This is a genomic window from Rhodococcus sp. 06-462-5, from assembly GCF_002258315.1.
GTDB lineage: Bacteria > Actinomycetota > Actinomycetes > Mycobacteriales > Mycobacteriaceae > Rhodococcoides.
The window spans coordinates 153,404-170,376 of record NZ_NOYD01000014.1; the positions used below are offsets into that span (position 1 = coordinate 153,404).

15 protein-coding genes are annotated in these 16,973 nt (G+C 62.4%); 7 read left to right on the forward strand and 8 right to left on the reverse strand.

Annotated elements, in window-relative coordinates:
- Positions 1-5: 5 nt before the first annotated feature.
- From CH251_RS10490 to CH251_RS10500, 3 genes are all read right to left on the reverse strand, one after another.
- A complete protein-coding gene (locus CH251_RS10490) occupies positions 6-1,403 on the reverse strand; it encodes a polysaccharide biosynthesis tyrosine autokinase (RefSeq protein WP_179273466.1) in 1,398 nt (465 codons plus the stop codon).
- A gap of 217 nt (positions 1,404-1,620) precedes the next feature.
- Positions 1,621-2,484 carry a TylF/MycF/NovP-related O-methyltransferase gene (locus CH251_RS10495; RefSeq protein WP_094613132.1) on the reverse strand — a complete coding sequence of 288 codons (864 nt, stop codon included), beginning with the start codon at positions 2,482-2,484 and terminating at the stop codon, positions 1,621-1,623.
- Positions 2,485-2,536: 52 nt separating this feature from the next.
- A complete protein-coding gene (locus CH251_RS10500) occupies positions 2,537-4,687 on the reverse strand; it encodes an acyltransferase family protein (RefSeq protein WP_094613133.1) in 2,151 nt (716 codons plus the stop codon).
- 238 nt (positions 4,688-4,925) lie between these two features.
- On the opposite strand from CH251_RS10500, the gene CH251_RS10505 reads away from it, so the two are divergent.
- Both CH251_RS10505 and CH251_RS10510 read left to right on the forward strand, forming a co-directional pair.
- Positions 4,926-5,714 carry a DapH/DapD/GlmU-related protein gene (locus CH251_RS10505; protein ID WP_094613135.1) on the forward strand — a complete coding sequence of 263 codons (789 nt, stop codon included), beginning with the start codon at positions 4,926-4,928 and terminating at the stop codon, positions 5,712-5,714.
- Complete coding sequence (locus CH251_RS10510; protein WP_094613137.1) at positions 5,711-6,652, forward strand: glycosyltransferase family 2 protein; 942 nt, start codon at positions 5,711-5,713, stop codon at positions 6,650-6,652. The genes CH251_RS10505 and CH251_RS10510 overlap by 4 nt, the downstream gene beginning before the upstream one ends.
- Here CH251_RS10510 and CH251_RS10515 read toward each other — a convergent pair.
- On the reverse strand, positions 6,601-7,737 hold the full coding sequence (locus tag CH251_RS10515; protein WP_094613333.1) for a glycosyltransferase: 1,137 nt from the start codon (positions 7,735-7,737) through the stop codon (positions 6,601-6,603). The two genes, CH251_RS10510 and CH251_RS10515, sit on opposite strands and share 52 nt — an antisense overlap.
- Positions 7,738-8,688: 951 nt before the next feature.
- Between CH251_RS10515 and CH251_RS10520 the strand changes: the two genes are divergently transcribed.
- Positions 8,689-10,311: a polysaccharide biosynthesis tyrosine autokinase gene (locus CH251_RS10520; RefSeq protein ID WP_094613138.1), complete on the forward strand. Its 1,623-nt coding sequence runs from the start codon at positions 8,689-8,691 to the stop codon at positions 10,309-10,311.
- A 21-nt stretch (positions 10,312-10,332) separates the two neighbouring features.
- Here CH251_RS10520 and CH251_RS10525 read toward each other — a convergent pair whose 3' ends face one another.
- Positions 10,333-10,524 carry a hypothetical protein gene (locus CH251_RS10525; RefSeq protein ID WP_094613140.1) on the reverse strand — a complete coding sequence of 64 codons (192 nt, stop codon included), beginning with the start codon at positions 10,522-10,524 and terminating at the stop codon, positions 10,333-10,335.
- A 95-nt stretch (positions 10,525-10,619) separates the two neighbouring features.
- Between CH251_RS10525 and CH251_RS27465 the strand changes: the two genes are divergently transcribed.
- The 3 genes from CH251_RS27465 to CH251_RS10535 all read left to right on the forward strand — a co-directional run bounded on the left by CH251_RS27465 (position 10,620) and on the right by CH251_RS10535 (position 12,274).
- On the forward strand, positions 10,620-10,781 hold the full coding sequence (locus CH251_RS27465) for a hypothetical protein (RefSeq protein WP_179273438.1): 162 nt from the start codon (positions 10,620-10,622) through the stop codon (positions 10,779-10,781).
- 432 nt (positions 10,782-11,213) lie between these two features.
- The gene (locus CH251_RS27470) at positions 11,214-11,513 is read left to right on the forward strand and encodes a LamG-like jellyroll fold domain-containing protein (RefSeq protein WP_179273439.1); all 300 of its coding nucleotides are present in this window, start codon (positions 11,214-11,216) and stop codon (positions 11,511-11,513) included.
- 20 nt (positions 11,514-11,533) lie between these two features.
- Positions 11,534-12,274, forward strand: a complete 741-nt coding sequence (locus CH251_RS10535; RefSeq protein WP_143537822.1) for an alpha/beta hydrolase — start codon at positions 11,534-11,536, stop codon at positions 12,272-12,274.
- Here CH251_RS10535 and CH251_RS10540 read toward each other — a convergent pair whose 3' ends face one another.
- A complete protein-coding gene (locus CH251_RS10540) occupies positions 12,275-13,045 on the reverse strand; it encodes an SGNH/GDSL hydrolase family protein (protein WP_094613145.1) in 771 nt (256 codons plus the stop codon). It lies immediately after the preceding gene.
- A gap of 85 nt (positions 13,046-13,130) precedes the next feature.
- A complete protein-coding gene (locus tag CH251_RS10545; RefSeq protein ID WP_143537823.1) occupies positions 13,131-14,003 on the reverse strand; it encodes a hypothetical protein in 873 nt (290 codons plus the stop codon).
- A gap of 254 nt (positions 14,004-14,257) precedes the next feature.
- Between CH251_RS10545 and CH251_RS10550 the strand changes: the two genes are divergently transcribed.
- A complete protein-coding gene (locus CH251_RS10550; RefSeq protein ID WP_094613148.1) occupies positions 14,258-14,869 on the forward strand; it encodes a YveK family protein in 612 nt (203 codons plus the stop codon).
- A 75-nt stretch (positions 14,870-14,944) separates the two neighbouring features.
- Here CH251_RS10550 and CH251_RS10555 read toward each other — a convergent pair whose 3' ends face one another.
- Positions 14,945-16,720 (reverse strand): DUF4012 domain-containing protein, encoded by a 1,776-nt coding sequence (locus CH251_RS10555; protein ID WP_094613150.1) that lies wholly within the window; start codon positions 16,718-16,720, stop codon positions 14,945-14,947.
- Between the last annotated feature and the right edge of the window lie 253 nt (positions 16,721-16,973).

Here is a 16,973-nt window from a genome sequence, read left to right on the forward strand (position 1 = left end):
TCCGATCAGTGCCGGTTGGTGCTGATGGTCGGTGGTGTTGCAGCGCGAGCCGGGGTACGGCCCGGCTCGAAGTCGTATCCGTAGCGGTACTCGGACTTCCTCGACGTCGGAACCACCGACATGACGACCCCGAGAAGTGGAGCCCCGATCGTCTCCAGATTCGCCGCGGTCCTACTCACCTCGTCGCGCCGAGTGAAGCCGTAGCGAGTGACGAGGATCGTGCCGTCGCACTGGGTTGCCAGAGTTGCGGCATCGGTGACCGGCAGCACCGGAGGGGAATCGACCACCACGTAATCGAATGCGCGCTTGAGCTCGTGCAGGAGTGATTGCGCGGCAGTGCTTCCCAGCAGCTCGCTCGGGTTCGGTGGGGCCGGTCCCGCGCCCAGAGCCCACAGATTGTTGAACGTGGTGGTCTGAACGACCTCGTCCACCGTGGCCTCGTGCGAGAGTACCGAGCTGACTCCCACCGATCCAACGATGTCGAGGTACTCCGAGATGCGTGGCCTCCGCAGATCGGCGTCCACCAGAACCACCCTGTTGCCCACCTCGGCCAGAGACAGCGCGAGATTGACGGCGGTGACCGATTTTCCCTCTCCAGCAATGGAACTGGTGATCAGTAGCAAGCGGGGAGGGTTGTCGACGGCGAGGAACTTCAGATTCATCCGCAATTCCCGGTACGCCTCGGCAACGGGGGCAGTGGACCGGCCGAAGTCGATGGCCGCAGTGTCTCGCACTTTCTTGGCGTACGGGATGGTGCCCACCAATACGCTGTCGGTCAGCTCCTGCAGTTCACCGGCCTTCTTCACCGTGTTGTCGAGCCTGTCCCGGACGAGAGCTCCGGCGATACCGACCAACAGCCCGATCGTCATACCCAGGATCACGTTGCGCAGCTTCTTCGGTGTCACCGGTGCCGTCGGGGTCTCGGCCGCTTCGGCTACGGCCACCGACGCGGACGCAGTCCCCCCGTCGGCCGGGGTCTCCAACTCACTGACGAGTGCGGGGAACTGCTCTCCGAGTGCGTTGGCGATGTCGCGGGCACGCAGTGGCGACGTATCGAGCACGGACGCGTCCAACAGCACCGAGTTGGGTGTGGATGTTGCCTCGATCTGCGCACTGAGTTCGTCTGCGCCGATGGGAAGCGACAACTGATCGATGACTCGCTGCGCCAGGGTGCGTCCGGTGAGGAGTTCGGCATAGGAAACAACGCGCTGCTGCGAGGCCAAATTGCTTTGATAAACGTCACTGGCGGTGACAGCCGTTGTCGAGACGAAAAAGCGAGTGGTGGCCTGATAGGCGGGCGTGGACAGAAGCGAGAACAGCACGGCCGCAGTGGTTCCGACGATCGTTGTCGCCACGATGGTCAGCCATCGCGCGCGGAGCGCCGCCGCATACTCGCGAATCATCACGCGGCTACCTCCTCGGCGGGGTAAATCTGTGCGGCGTCACCGGTCGCCCGAATGTCATCGTCCATCAATCTACTGGCAGGGGATGAAATTGGCGGACTAACCACACGACCTAATCCGATACGCCCGCTATCGATGAAAGCTACTGAGGCGAAACATGCTTCGTATCGGTTTGTGGAATCGAAACCTACCGACGATAGGTGTTGTGCGGTGCGAATCAGATCGGTGTCCGACGCCAGAACGCTCCGGAACCGTCGATATCGACGATCTCCTCGTCGATGGAATGGGCAAGCCGATAATCGCGCACCGCCTGCCCCGCTTGGGAGGAATGGCTGCCGTAATCGTCGATGATGCAGAATCCGCCGGGGGACAGTTTGGGGTACAACGATTCCAGGGCCTGGATGGTGGACTCGTACATGTCCCCGTCCAATCGCATCAGCGCCAGCGACCCGACAGGGGCGGTAGGAAGTGTGTCCTTGAACCACCCCACGAGGAATTGCACCCGATCGTCGAGCAGGCCGTAACGATCGAAATTGTGCTGCACTGTTCTGGTTCCGACAGCGAGCCCGCCGAGCTCGTGATTGCGGTCGCCTGAATCAGCGGGGAACCTGGTGGGATCGGGTGGAGGCAGACCCTCGAACGAGTCCGCGACCCACACGACGCGCTCCCGGTCGCCCCACGCGACGAGGTTGGCCTTCATGAAGATCGATGCGCCACCCCGCCACACACCCGTCTCGATGAGATCGCCCGGAACGTTCTCCGACACCACGGTGGCGATACATTCCTCGATGTTGGTCATTCGAGCCAGACCGATCATCGACTCGGCCCGCGACGGCCAGTCCAGGCCGAGCTCGCGCTGGTGTTCGTCGTAGGGCTTCTTGATGGCGATCTCGACATCGAATTTCGCTGCGACCTGTGCGAATCTACTTGCCAGCCGTTTCGGCAGCGAGGGGTTGCCCTGCCACCGAACGCCGCCGAGCACCGAGTCGTTGTCTTCGGCAAGGGCTCCCGTCAAAGACCGTTTGACGAGGTTCAGATACAACCGTCGAACATCATCGGAGTTCGTCTGATCGTTGATCATCGGCACACACTAGCAACGAAATACGCGGTGTGCCTTGCGATGTACTCGAGGCTCATGCCGGCAGCAGCGCTTCCTCGAGACGCGGAATCAGGTATTCGCCGTACTGCCGGGTGATGTGCCCGGTGTCCCAACTGATCACGATGTCGGATACGAACAGTGGGCACGTGTTGCGGTAGCAGAACCAGGCCCGAGTATCGATCAACGTCGCACCGGTCTGCTGGGCGGCAGCCTCGTCAGCACTGTGCTTGGCCAGCCAATTCTCCGATATGGTGCTGATGCAGTTGGATGGCACCGCCAACCTTCCCGCGCACTCGGTAGCGGCTTTGACAAGTGGATTCGGGGTGAGGATGACAACGGCGGCATCGCTGGGCGCAATACGGTCGATGATCTCGGTTCGGGCCGTGGTCCACGCTTCCTCGGAACCCTTGTTGTCCACCATCGCCTGGATTCCGTACTCCATGTCGACCATCACCACCATGTCGGGTCGGGCGCTGTTGATCTGATCGGCCACCTCGTCCCGGCTCGAATTGCATCGATCGGTCGACTCCTGATCCACCCCGATGGTCACGTCGGAGGCAATGAAGGGGCAGTTGTTCAGGCCTATACCGTGCACCCGAAAACCGTTGGGCACCAGAGCTCCAGCGATGGCCGGCAGCCACGAAGCGGAGAACGAATCACCGACGACGATGGCCGACTGCGGCGCATCCGGTGCCCCGAAATTGCAGATGTCGAGGCTGAGCTCCGGCGGATCCAAGCACCCGGCTTCCGGCGTCATCTCGATGGGTTTACCGCTCTCGACATCGTCCAATGGCGGACTCGTCGCCGGAAAGGTTCTGGCCGCGAGCGACTCTCGGATGGCGGCCTCGAGTGGATCCTGAGTTTGACCGACGGCCGCCGCGGCGAGCACCGGCTTGGGGCCGTCGTCCCGCAGCACGACTGACGGTTGATTGAACAGCGCGACGAGAAGAAAGACCATCACCACACCCATGGCACCGACGAACACCCGCTGCCCGTCGTTGTTGTCGTTCGAAGGCGCTCTGTGTCCGCGGCTTCGGGAACGGGGCGCGAGGAAATTCGAGTCGAGCACGGCCTTCTCGACCAGGTGGTACGACGCGATGGACAACACCACGGTGCCCACAATGACGGAAACGTAGTACGTGAGTCCGACGTTCATAACGGTCAGGAGGAGTACGACCAGCGGCCAGTGCCACAGATACAGCGAATAGGAGATCGCACCGATGTAGACGACGGGTCGCAATCGGAGAGGCCATGTCACTGCGAGGCCGGTGGAGCCGATTCCCGCAGCGATCACCATGCAGGTCGCAATCACCGGAAGCGCGCCGTAGGGGGCCGGAATGGTGTAGGTGACCTCGAAGGTAAATTGGGCGTAGAAGATTCCGACGAGGCCGGTTACGGCCATGACAGACCTGAGCCACACGGGTGTGCGATGAAAGAGGGGAGCAGCGGCGGCCAGTAGCGCCCCAGCGGCCAACTGCCAGATTCGGCTGAAAGTGGAGAAGTATGCGGCCGTCGGACTGGCCACGCTCTCGTCGATGGCCCAGAGGAACGACACTGCGGTGGCAATGATGGCGAACCCGGCCACGAAAGGCCGCAGCGGCAGGTTCTTTCCCGACCGGGTAGCGATGAACAGCAGCCCCACCATCAGAAGCGGCCACACGACGTAGAACTGTTCCTCCACTGCGAGGGACCAGTAGTGCTGTAGAGGTGAATGCGGCAGCGCCGTCTGGAAGTAGTCGGTGCCGACCGAGATCAAATGCCAGTTCATCATGAACGCCGCCGACCACCAGGTATCGACGACGATGGACTCGAATCGGCCTGTGAGCACCAGTACGTACGACGCGGTAAGGGTGGCACCCATGACCAACAATGCCAACGGCAGGATGCGACGGGCACGTCGACGATAGAAGTCCGCGATGGACACCCGCCCATAGCGCAAACCCTCTCGCAGTAGGAGGCTGGTGATGAGGAATCCCGAGATGACGAAGAACATGTCGACACCGACGTATCCACCTTCGGGCCAACGGAAGACGTGGTGCGTGATGGCCAGTGTCACCGCGATCATGCGCAGACCCTGAATGTCGAGCAAGAATCCGAAATCGTTGGACTTCCCGGGTGCAGAGGCAGCTTTCGGTGGTGTCACAGTGGCCGACGTGGAGTCGGCTCTTCTCGCGAGCAGAGTCATCTACGATCCCCGATGTGGTTGCGCGATACCGGAATACCCGGACGATGTCGCGAATGATAGTCCGAATCGGTGCGCGTGTTCGCGGTAAGAAATCTGCGCTTTTCAACGAATTGCCGAGACTCGCCGAATTGTGTTGTCCGCGGTCGGGTGAATGCCTCCGTAGCCGACCGGATGATTGTTTGAGTAGTCATTACTGGTAGGTAAGAACGGTTTACGTTGCGGCACAATATTGTTCGCCATGCGTAAAGCCCGCGATCGGGATGCCGATGCCGGGCCGGGGAGCTACCGTGAGCGCATCGGTTGCGACTCGAGGGAGTGCGTCATGCTGCACGCGTTGATCGACAGGATCTATTGGCGACTGCGTCACCGACATATGCCCGACGACATTCCAGCCGGAACGTTGATGAGCTTCGTCCTCGACCGGGTGGCGCAAGCTCTACGTGGCCAGATTCTCGGGTTGCCGTACGTGAAGGGACCGGCGGTGCACTTCCGCGGTCGCGGGGTGAAAGTACGTAACGCGGCGAAGTTGCACGTCGGCACCGGCGTCGTGTTCGGCGACGGTGTCGCGATCGACGCGCATTCCGCACACGGCATCACAATCGGAGATCGGACCACGGTGGGCCGCGGATCGTCGATCAACGGGTCCGGGGTGATCTCGGAACCCGGCGTCGGCGTGGTGATCGGTGACGGCGTCGCAGTAGGGATGTACAACGTGATCTGGGGGCAGGGCGGCATCACCATCGGGGACAACGCGATGATCGGGCCACATGTCTCGATCTTCAGCGAAGACCACGAATTTGCCGATATGTCCGTGCCGATGAATCGCCAGGGATTCATCCGTAGCCCTACGGTGATCGGCTCGGACACCTGGATCGGTGCTGGTTCCGTCGTTACCCGGGGTGTGACCGTCGGTGAGGGGGCAATCGTCGGCTCCGGGTCCGTGGTGACGAAAGATGTGGCACCGTACACGATCGTGGGAGGGGTGCCGGCCAAGCTGATCAAGGCGCGGGAGCACACTGCCGGATGAGTCGGCCGGAGGTCTCCATACTGATCGTCACCTACAACAGCTCGCACGTGATCGGTGATTGCCTGGCGGCGTTGGGCTCGGACCATGAGGTCATCGTCTACGACAACGCCTCGTCCGACGCGACCGTGACTCTGATCGAAGAGAATTTTCCGCATTGTTCGGTGATCGCAGGGAACCGGAACCTGGGCTTTGCGGGTGGAGTGAACAGAGCTGCAGCGCAGGCCACCGGCCGAAACATCATGCTGCTCAACCCCGATGCGGTAATCGCGGCCGAGGATGTGTGGATCCTCGCCGAGACCGTGGCGTCCACGCACGGCGGAATCGTGGCCCCACTAATCCACACCGAGGGCGTCCGAGTGGCTGCTGCCGGGCGGATGCCGACCGCGTGGGCGATGGCCTCGCACTACTTCGGGCTGTCCAGACTCGCCCGTGGCCGACGCAGGCTGCAAGGGCACTACCTGCTGCCGTCCGACATAGGCGACGACGTGGTATCCGTCGACTGGGTCACCGGCGCTTGTCTGATCGTCGACGCCGAGACCTGGCGTCGAGTCCGCGGACTGAGCGAACGCTGGTTCATGTACGCCGAGGACATCGAGTTCTGTTGGCGGGTGGGCCGTAGTGGTGGCGCGGTAGTGATTCAGCCGTGTGCACGGGCACGGCATCTGGTGGGCAGGAGCAACAACAAAGCCACAATGGAGACCAACTCCGCCTGGGTGCTCAACCTCTACGAGTTCTACCGCAGAGACCTGGCCCGGTCAGGACTGCAGCGGCTGTGGTGGGGCGTGGTGGTTGGTGCTGGTCTCGCGTTCCGGGCGCTGGTGTTCCAGCTGCAATCTCTGCGGAATCCCGCTGCTGGACAGCGTGATTCGGCCCGAAATTTTGCGCGTCATTCTCGCGCGGTCTTCGGTTCGCTGACCACCGAGTCCGACGGCAGATGACTGCGTAGCGCGCTGTCGTAATCGGCGCAGACCCGCTCCCACGTGTAGTGATCGTGAGCGCGTTGGGTCGAGATGGTACTGAACTTCTGCTGTAGATCGGTGTCGTTGAGCAACGTTTCGATACCTGCGGCAATACTGTTCGCCGTCGGGTCGACGAAGAGTGCTCCATCGCCGAGAACCTCGCGGTTGTAGACGGTATCTCTGGCCACTACTGGTGCCCCGCACGCCATTGCCTGCACCAAAGCCGGGTTTGTGCCGCCCACGCTGTGACCGTGGAAATATGCCCCGGCGTTCTCCCACAGTGAGAACAATGTGTCGTCGTCGCTCAGATGCCCGTACCACCGAACGTTGGGATTCTCCGCGGCGAGAGCGGCCACGCGTTCGTCGAATTCTCCTCCGTAGCCTGAGGATCCCACGATGACCACTTTCACACGGTCGCAGAGCTTCTCGGCCGCATCGAGAAAGGCGGCGATCGTGTTCTCGGGTACGAAGCGTGCGACCATCAGCACATACTTGCGTCGACCGAGCCCGTCGGGTGGGTCATCTCCAGTCCGAGGATCACCACCGTACGGAATGAACACCCCGGTTCGGCCCGAGAGGTCCTCCCATCGAGCACCGAGTTCACGTGAGTCGTAGATCAGCGTAGTGGCATGCTGCGCCGTCGCGCGCCCGCCGATGGCGAAGATCGTCTTGGCGACACGGCCCCATTTCTCACGTTCCCACTCGATACCGTCGACGTTGACCATCGTGGGAATTCCCCGGGCGCGAAGCAGTGGCAGCCAAAATCCATTCGCAACGTTCATCACCAGTGCCACATCGGGTTTCGTGGCAACGGCGTGCAGAGCGGAGGTGGCTCCATATGTGAGAGTGCTTGCGGATTTGCTGTCGATTCCTGGCGTGATCACCGACCGCACTCGGTGATCTTTATCTGCCGGATTCGAGCTCAGTGCAGTATGTCTGCCGTAGACCACCACGTTCCAACCGCGATCGGCCAGGTAGGGGGCAAGGTGTCGAACCAGGGTCTCGAATCCACCGTAGAAACTCGGATATCCGCGCGTGCCGATTATTGCGATCGTACGAGTCATGTGTGCCCCCACCGGAAAGTGATGCGCTGTGCGCTCGTCGACCTCCGTGCACGATCGATAAATGCGCCGTCGAGCGCGATGTTATACAACAATTTCCTAGTTGGCTGAGTAAGTGAGAGATGCGAATACTTGGGCGCGCGAACAGCTTTCGGAAACAGTCAACGACCCGTAGAATTGGACGCCGATGCAGGAATGGATCCGAAAAGACGGTTTAGACGCCGGTGGGTTCCCCGAATTGCTGGCAGTATTGAATTGGTCGGTTTGTTACGTTGGCCGGTAAGTTCGCTAAAGTACTGATTGGGGATGGTGTGACGAATCGCAGAGGGGTCAACGGCACGAGAAATCGCAAAGACGATCGCTGCGGGATGTGGGTTGATTCTCGTGACGCCGATGTACGAATCGCGCGCCCAGGTGTCCAAGCTGATCTCGTCCGCTGCCGACAGGTCTCCGGAGCTCGCGCGGGGGATCGGCAACGCGGCCGCGAAGTAAGTCAGCGCACTCGGTCCGAGCTGGATTGTCCCCAGCTGTCGATCCTGGTCGATATCGCATCGCGTGGCGTGTCGTGGCGCCGCTTCGAGCGCGGCATCCGATCCGGGCGAGAAAGGCGGCTGCAGGGGTGAGTCGACCGGCAGTTCGAGACCGGTGGGGTGTTCAGGATCACTTAACGTGACGTGACGGGTGCGTGCTTGTCTATCGTCGGTGCACAGGCGTCTGTCACCGTGGTGGAGGAGCTCAGCCGAACAACGAAGTTCGCGCACAGAATCAGGCCCGGTTCCTCGGTGACACGTCACAACGGGGAATTGACTTGATTGTGCTCGCATATCGAACGAATGAATTGACTCGCGTTGCGCCCGGGTCCATCCGGTGCACGGAATGCGACCAGCTATGTAACGATTGAGCCACGCAGTGACACGTCGCGAGTAGTACGAAAACAAATTAGGAGCGCGAAGCATGGAGATACAGGATTATCTGAGAATCCTGAAGGCGAGGTGGATCATCATCGCCGTCACCATGATCGTCGCCATCTTGGGTGCCCTGGGCGCGTCCCTGTTGACGACGCCGCTCTACGAGTCGAGCGCACGGATGTTCGTCTCCACCTCCGGTGGAACGTCGGTGAGTGAGACGTACCAGGGCAACTTGTTCTCGCAGCAGCGAGTGGCGTCCTACTCGGAGTTGGTGACCAGCGAGGCACTGGCAGCCCGAGTGCTCGACGTCCTTCCCCTCGGATTGACGCCGTCGCAGTTGGCCGCGAAGGTCAAGGCGTCGTCGACTCCCGACACCGTTCTGTTCGACATCACCGTCACCGACCCGTCCCCCGCGGTGGCTCGCGACATCGCCAACGCGATGGCCTCGGAGCTGACATCACAGGTACGCGACCTCGAAACCCCCGAGGACGGCGGAACCCCGTCGGCGGGAGTGAAGACCTTCCAGCAGGCCGATGCGTCCGCATCGCCGGTCAGCCCGAACACCAAGCGAAACCTGGCCCTCGGTGCGGCCGTCGGCCTGTTGCTCGGTATCGCACTTGCCGTATTGCGTGATCGTCTGGACAACACCATCAAGGACCGTCGCGAGATCGAGTCGATCTCCGGCAAGGCGTTGGTGGGCACCATCCCGTTCGACAAGGAGCGCAAGACGCATCCGGCCGTCGACTTCCAGGATCTTGCCCAGTCGTCCAGTGCCGAGGCCTTCCGTGAGCTCCGCACCAACCTGCAGTTCCTCGAAGTCGACCATCCTCCGCGCGTCATCGTCGTCACCAGCGCGATTCCGAGTGAAGGCAAAACCACAACAGCGGTGAACTTGGCAATCTCGCTCGCCGAGGCCGGCCACCACGTCGCCCTTGTCGAGGGCGATCTGCGTCGGCCCCGCGTCTCGAAGTATCTGGGTCTCATCGGTTCGGTCGGCCTCAGCACCGTCCTTGCCGGACAGGCGAAGGTCGACGAGGTGCTTCAGCCGACCAGGTACGAGGGACTGCAAGCCATGGCGTCCGGCCCGATTCCGCCGAACCCGTCCGAGCTCCTGGGCTCGGAGGCATCTCGGGCGCTGTTGGTGGAACTCCGTTCCAAGTTCGACTACGTCATCATCGACGGCGCACCTCTGTTGCCGGTCACCGACTCGGCAGTCCTGACGACGCACGCCGACGGTGCTCTCCTGGTCACCCGATACGGGCACACCAAGAGCAACGAATTGTCCAGGGCCATTGGCAACTTGGAAACGATTGGTGCGCACGTCCTCGGTGTGGTGCTGGCATTGACGCCCTCCAAGAAGGGCGACATGTACAGCTACTCGTACAACTACACCGCCGATACCAATCTGCCCAAGCAGGTGACACCGCCGGTTCCCGCGCCTGCACCTCAGGCTCCGGTCGCAGCGCCGGCTCCTCCGACCCCCGCAGCGGCACCTGCGCCGCAACCGACCTCGGCGCGCCCCGGATCGACCCAGACCGCATCGGCTGCACCGAGCGCAGCCGCACGTACTGCAGCTCCCGCCGCCGCGCCGTACTCGCGGGCACGGCGTCCCGAGGCACCCGGTGATCTGCCCAGAAACGGCGTCGAGAACCCCCGTCTGAGGAAATAGGCGCTGGGCGATCGGAATCCATCACGATCGCCCAGAGCTTCGCTTGGGCCGTCCACTCGCGCCGACGACTACGCCCGCGAGGGTCATCGTGGCGAGTACGACCGGTGTCGTGACATTCGGTACCTGAGCGGCGATGGCGACAGCGAACAGTATCTGAATCACGGCCGTCACCTTGTCGCTGATGCTGGGTTCGATCGGCTTCTTCTGGCTCATGAGTGGCTCCTGACCTGTGGAATGTGGATTACCAGGCCGAAGCTACACCCTGCGTGCGCCATGAAAGGTGTTCGGTTACAGCGCATTCGGGAGTTGTGTGCCGCAGGGAAGAGGCTCTCGACACGCGTTATGCGCCCTTCACGCTGCGCGCTCGCGTCGTAGATCAGGCCGGTGAGCCGATCCCCACCAAGGCCGCAGACATCGTCCTCGACGCCAACGGCGAAATCGACGACATCATCATCAGGACGGTGGTCTGACATGGCGTACATGCGCGACAAGCGCGGGTCCCGGCTCGACCACCTCGACCCCCGCCGCGACCTCCCATCGTCCCTGCTCGCCTGGTACGACCCGTCGATTCTCGCGATCGCGTCGGGCGCGACAGTGCCCTTCCTGCCCGACATGTCGGGCAACGGACACCACCTCACTCAGGTCACTGCGGCACGTCGACCAACCGTCGCGACCAATCCCGCAGGCAAGAAGTACCTTGCGTGCGGTGCGAACGCCTACCTGACTCGCTCCCTGCTCGGCAACGGCGACTGGCTGCAGCCGAGTGCCGGTATCGCACAGCCGCTCACCTTCATCGCCGTCGCACGGGCAACCGTGGCCGCACCGAACGGCACCCCCCCGGGTACCTCATCAGCGGCACCGCGCAGGACTGCACCGTCGCCCTGGACAGCAACCTCGGCTGCGTGCAGATCCGGGCTGCATCGAACTCCAGCGGTGGACCCGCAGCCGACGACGGGCAGTGGCACATCTTCGCGGCGATCCTCACTCCACTCGGCAACGCCACGCTCATCGACGGCTATCTCGTCGCGTCGTCCACGACCCAGACGCACGGCGCGAACACGCTGCGCGGACTGGCGCTCGGGTCGAACGGAGGCGGTACCGCGCCGTGGGTGGGTGACATTGCCGAAGCGATGGTCTTCAACTCCGCGCTCACCTTCGAGCAGGTCGCACTCATCACAACCGCATTGGGGGAGAAGTGGTAGCCACCGCAACACCGCAGCAGATGATCACATTCGAGCAGACCGTCCAGCCGAACGGTCAGGCCTGCCGCATCTGGGAACCCCCGGTGCTACTGCCCGACGCGCCCCTGATCATCGTGTCCCATCAGTACACCGGCAACGAGCAGATTGCCCCGAGCGCAGCGGGCTACACCTACGCCGTGATCACCGCCTGCATCGCCGAAGGGTGGCGGGTGGCCGCGTCCAACATGCACGCGAACTCGTGGGGAAACCCGACTGCCGTCAACGACAACGTCGATCTGTACTCGATGATGAACACCCGCCAGGCCGTGCCGAAGGTCCTCATGTGGGGTCAGTCGATGGGTGGCCTCGCATCGGCACTAGCTGTCCCGGACGGCCGCATCCCCGTGGTCGGTGTAGCGCTCATCGACGCCGTGACCAACCTCGCGAAGGCATACGGACCGAGCGCCGGATTCGCCGACTTCTCGGGCACTATCAAGACTGCGTACGGCATCGCCTCGGATGGCTCGGACTACGCGGCGAAAACGGCGGGATCAGACCCGAACTTACTGGCCGCGTCCGCCTTCACTTCCAAGCGCTGGCGGTTCTACCAGTCGACCTCAGACACCACGCAGGTCGAGAAGGCGACGAACGCTGACGCATTCAGAACGAAGATCGCGGCGGCACCGGAGTCCGGAATGGTCACCCACCGCGGCGGGCACCTCGCGAACTACTGCACCCACCCGGCTGACTTCGTCGCGTTCGCGAAACGCTGCTTCGCGTAGCTATTCCGAGCTGTCTACCGGCCGATTCTCGATCGCGGTCTGGATCTGCGGCGCGAGCAGGTCAGCCATGTACTGGTGACCTTCATCGGTCGGCAGCGAGCCATCCTGTCCGATGAACTTCGCGTTCTCGCCGCGAAACCAGCCCTCCGCGATTGGGTCCACGAATGTGGCACCCGCGGCTACTGCGTTCCGTTGCAACACGTCACGAACTGCGAGAATGTCACCGGGCACCTCGGGGTCCGGGGATGGCGGGCCGACCACGACGAGTGAGGCTTCCGGCGAACGTGACCGGATCAGTTCGTAGAGGTTGCGGCTGGTGGTGTCGACGTCCATGCCGCGGTCGTACCCTCCACCGAACACGACAACGAGATCGACGAGCGGCCTCGGGGTGTTAGCGAACAGGTCTTGGAACGTGTAGCCGGTCGGACCTCGCCGCGTGTACCCGGTGCTGAGTGACGCTTGACTCGTGAACGTGAATCGGTACGCGCCCTCGTTCAATCCGATGTTCGCGCGCTGCACCCAGTTCTGGCGTTTCAGCCCACCTTGCAGCGAACCGGCCGTGTACGAGTCCCCGATGACGAAGACGGATGCTGCAGGTTTCGGCGGTGGCGCGGTGTAAATCGCCGCTGCGCTCTGCGCCTCGTTGGTCGTGCGGCTGAACTGGCCGTTCTGCCAGACCACTCCCGCGACGACTGCGATCAGGGTGAAGGCCACCAGTAGTCCGACTGCGACTTTGCTGCGGTCGTACGCACGCGGGTCCGTGTTTGCCATGCGTGCATCATGCCGTACCGCCCGGTCTGGCCGCTCGGCAAGCTGCCGTGTCCCCAGCGGCTTTCGAGCTGTGCAGATGATCGCGTCAATCCTCCGCAGGGAACACGAAGTGCGAGAGAAATCCACCAACCGGCCGACCGAGAGACGCCCCGGGTAGGGGAGGTGATTCACGGGCGAACCGCTCAACGGCCGACCCCACCATTGCGAACCCGGCAGCCGGAACGGGTGGCTCGAACGGCCAGGTGAACTGTTGCGGTTGAGGCCAAAGCATCAGCAGTTGACTCGTTGTCGTGGACTGGATTTCCGAGGTCATGAGATCGACGACCACCTTTGCCGTGGACGTGCCGTACGTCGAAGCGCAGCCAATGGTCGAGAGGAAGACGTCCCCGATCATCAGGTTGTGTTGCTGCAGGTGCAGATTGGGCTCAGCTCCCAACTTGGGCTTCGTGCCGGTTTCGGACAACAGGGACTGGCTCCACCAGGTATTTTCGGCTAGGCCATTCGAGCTAGTTCGTCCAAGAAAAACCCGCCAGTGGTCGGGAGGTCGGCGGTTCGCGAAGACGTGCTTCAGATCAGATTGTTGAACCGCGTGATGCGGATCGGCGAAGGCCCTCATCATGCAGGTTTTCACCGCCCAGAGCGCGAGCAATTGAGCAGAACCTGCGTCCACGAGTGTCTGTTTGCCGTGCACCATAGGCCACAACGTCGGCTCTGTAGCAACCTCAAGGTCATTCATCCAGCCGTTGTTGCACTGCGCGCAGACCCGTTTCACCTGTGTTTCTTCAAACGGGGTCTTCCCCCGGAGGTTCCTTGCATCTCCGGACATTAAGTTCTTATGTCTGTAGTTCGTGACCTCGTCTGTATGCAACCGTCTGTACGCATTCCGAAAAACGTGCTCTTTCGTCACGGGCCGGTTGCCGCAGAACACGCAGGATCGACCGGCGTTCGCCTCTGTCATGAGCGTGCTTCCGCAACGTTGGGATGCTGACCGATTCGCATGTGCAGCAATCATGCCGTACCGCCCGGCGCTGCCTCGCCTGAAACGGGTGCATAACGCGAGATATTTGTGCGAACAAGCCGGTCGATTCCATAGCCTCGAGACGCGAAAGTTCATTCGATTGAACGACGTTACGGGTGTCAAAGCCGGCCAGGTCGGTGCGTCGAGGAGTTCTCATAGCGTGACGCGAGACTGGGAGATGGGGAGGGATCGGGATGTCGGTGCGTAGCTTCGTGAAGACCGTGATCGCGGGCTGGCACGTCGTTGCCGTGTCCATCGCGCTGTCGATGGCGACGGCATTCGGAATCACCTCGCTGATCACACCGGTGTACGAATCACGCACTCAGATGTTCGTCTCCACCTCGGGGTCCTCGACCGTGAGCGATACGTACGTGGGGAACTTGTTCGTGGGGCAGGCAGTGTCGTCGTATGCAGGACTGGTGACCAACGAGGCTCTGGCCTCGAAAGTGATCGCCGATCTCGCACTCGATCTCACTCCGGCGGAGTTGATCGAGAAGGTGACAACGTCGTCGTCGCCGGACACCGTCGTGTTCGATATCGTCGCCACCGATACTTCGCCGGAGCTCGCGCGCGATATTGCGAACACCATGGCCACAGAATTGAGCGCCCTGGTTGCGGAGCTCAACGCTCCCGGAGACGGCGAGCCGCCCTCGGTGGCGTTGAAGATGTACAGCCAGGCCGAAGCGTCGGATGCACCGATCAGCCCGAACACCCGGGCCTACTTTGTGGGCGGAGCAGCAGTGGGGTTGCTCATCGGAACTGCGTTGGTGTTTGCCCGTCACCGCTCGAATGGGACCGGACACTGATCGGACTCATTTCGGAGAACCCAGTTCCTAGCGGTTCATCGTCCGGATCCCCGGGCCGACCGAGTTGCCGAGTGATCAGCACTGCAGAACGTCGATGCTCACCGTCGGCTGATCCACCAGAGGCTGCACGGGTACCGTCGCCTCGCCGGGAGCGGAAGGCTCCTCGAGTTCCCACGTCACCGTCTGTGACTTGCCCGGCGGAATGGTGAGGTAAGCAGCCTGCACCGGCCGGCCGAGCTCGGTGCCGGCCTGGATGGAGAATCCCGTGATGCCGTTGACCTTCATGGACGTGATCTTCGCGCCCTGAGTGCCGTACAGGTAGACGATCGATTCGTTGGTGCCGTACTCCGCCGTCGGCTGGAACGTGCTTGCCACGTAGGGCGTGAGGCCGTTCGGATTCACGTTGTTGGTGAGTGTGGCCGTCACGGTCGACTTGCGGGTACCCGCCGTGCAGGATTCAGCCGAATACGTGATGTCGCGCGTCAGGTAGTAATCGAGCTTGTTACCGCCGGCGTTGTTGACCACCACATTGGCGTACGGGGCCGGGCTGTCCGGCAATACGTGACCCACCTTGGTACCGGCCAGAATTGCCTGCTCGGCCGGATCAGCGCTCCACACCGAGATGCGACCCTCGCTGCCGGCGCGGCCCACCGCGTCGAGCAGCGACCTGGTGGGTGCTGCGCCCGTGGTCATCTTCTGCACCACCGCCGCGGCAATCTCCTGGAGATACGCCTTGCGAGCCAACTGGTCGTCGCCGAACCTGGCATACGCCGTGCTGAGAGTTATTTCGACGACGTTCTCGGCAGTGATCTGCTCACCGTCGGCCAACGCAACCGGGCCGGTGGCATCGAGGATGTAGCTCAACGCGATCGGGTCGGTGGCGATGGCACCGTTGAGCACCTCACCCGTCTGCTCCGTCCACATCGACGACCAGATCTGGCCGGCATACGGAAAGTGCGGGCTCGCATTCGAGTTACGGAAGTCGATGGTCGTCCTCCGAGGAGCCCATAGCGCGTTGTATTCGGGGCCCAGATCGATGGGCTGCTCGGCAAACTCGAGTTCGTTGTTGCTGCCGAGAGTATCGACGCGGGCCGTGCCGTTCTCGGCCCGAATGATGCCGTAGCCACCGAGCAACCCACCGGTGCCCCGAGCCTCCGCGTTGGTCTGGAACGCGAGAAAGTAACTGCGCGGGCCGTTGTCGCCGAGCATCGACGGCAGCAGTTCACTGGCGATCCGGGTGTTGGTGAGCAGATTCGCGAGTTCGTGAGTCTGGTCGATTAGTGACGTGCGAGCCTCGTCCACCACGCCGAGGAAGGCGGGCTCATCCACCTGCTGGGCCCGCTCACTGAGCTCGTCGGCTGCGGCGGAGGTCTGCTGCAGTACCGGCTGCGCGTCCCGCAGGGCCGCGGTGTCCACCTTGCCGCCGCCCTCCACGAGGCTGCTCGGATTCAAGCTCGCACCCGCGGCCGACGCGGGGGCGAGCACGTCCACGGCCAGTCCCTGCACCACGTCGCTGATCTGAGCTACCGATTTCAGGGGACTACCGAGATATGGAACGGCTTTGGCGATGGAAAACGGTATGGACGTCGTTGCCGATACAGCGTCGTCCGCGGATTCGGAGGCGCGAGCCGCGGCGGCCTCGGCTCCGGCCGAGTCGCCGTCGAGCAATGCGTCCTTGGCCTGTGTGGCCGAGTCGCGGGTGGCAGTCAAACTCGACTGCGCGGAATAGGCTTCGTAACCAAGCCAGACCGCAAAAGCTATGACGATGACCAGAAATACCCCCACCGTGATGAGAATCGGCCGCTTTCTGCCCGATTTCCGGCCCCGGGTATCGGTGGAACTGGTTGCCATCGTCGGTGGCCTCTCGGTCGAGGAAATGTATTCGAGTGCACAGCCTAAAGGGGAGGAGTCGATCTGGCGTACCTGTCTTCGATCCAGGTAGAGCATTCACAGTGTGTCGACTAGTTTGTAGTGGGCGATGAAAAGATCGACGTCGATGAGCGGTGCCGCCGGCCGAATCGAAGCCGTCAGGGTGCGTGCGTTGAGGAGGTCGGGGAGTGTCGCCAGAGGCGGATCAGCGGTTCGAGGATGGCCGCTTCCCTCT

Coding starts and splice junctions, on each gene's coding strand:
- CH251_RS10510 (WP_094613137.1), top strand. CDS start 5,711: ATGAGTCGGCCGGAGGTCTCCATACTGATCGTCACCTACAACAGCTCG.
- CH251_RS10515 (WP_094613333.1), bottom strand. CDS start 7,737: ATGACTCGTACGATCGCAATAATCGGCACGCGCGGATATCCGAGTTTC.
- CH251_RS10545 (WP_143537823.1), bottom strand. CDS start 14,003: ATGACAGAGGCGAACGCCGGTCGATCCTGCGTGTTCTGCGGCAACCGG.
- CH251_RS10555 (WP_094613150.1), bottom strand. CDS start 16,720: ATGGCAACCAGTTCCACCGATACCCGGGGCCGGAAATCGGGCAGAAAG.
- CH251_RS10535 (WP_143537822.1), top strand. CDS start 11,534: ATGATCACATTCGAGCAGACCGTCCAGCCGAACGGTCAGGCCTGCCGC.
- CH251_RS10540 (WP_094613145.1), bottom strand. CDS start 13,045: ATGGCAAACACGGACCCGCGTGCGTACGACCGCAGCAAAGTCGCAGTC.
- CH251_RS10500 (WP_094613133.1), bottom strand. CDS start 4,687: ATGACTCTGCTCGCGAGAAGAGCCGACTCCACGTCGGCCACTGTGACA.
- CH251_RS10505 (WP_094613135.1), top strand. CDS start 4,926: ATGCGTAAAGCCCGCGATCGGGATGCCGATGCCGGGCCGGGGAGCTAC.
- CH251_RS10525 (WP_094613140.1), bottom strand. CDS start 10,524: ATGAGCCAGAAGAAGCCGATCGAACCCAGCATCAGCGACAAGGTGACG.
- CH251_RS10490 (WP_179273466.1), bottom strand. CDS start 1,403: ATGATTCGCGAGTATGCGGCGGCGCTCCGCGCGCGATGGCTGACCATC.
- CH251_RS10520 (WP_094613138.1), top strand. CDS start 8,689: ATGGAGATACAGGATTATCTGAGAATCCTGAAGGCGAGGTGGATCATC.
- CH251_RS10550 (WP_094613148.1), top strand. CDS start 14,258: ATGTCGGTGCGTAGCTTCGTGAAGACCGTGATCGCGGGCTGGCACGTC.
- CH251_RS10495 (WP_094613132.1), bottom strand. CDS start 2,484: ATGATCAACGATCAGACGAACTCCGATGATGTTCGACGGTTGTATCTG.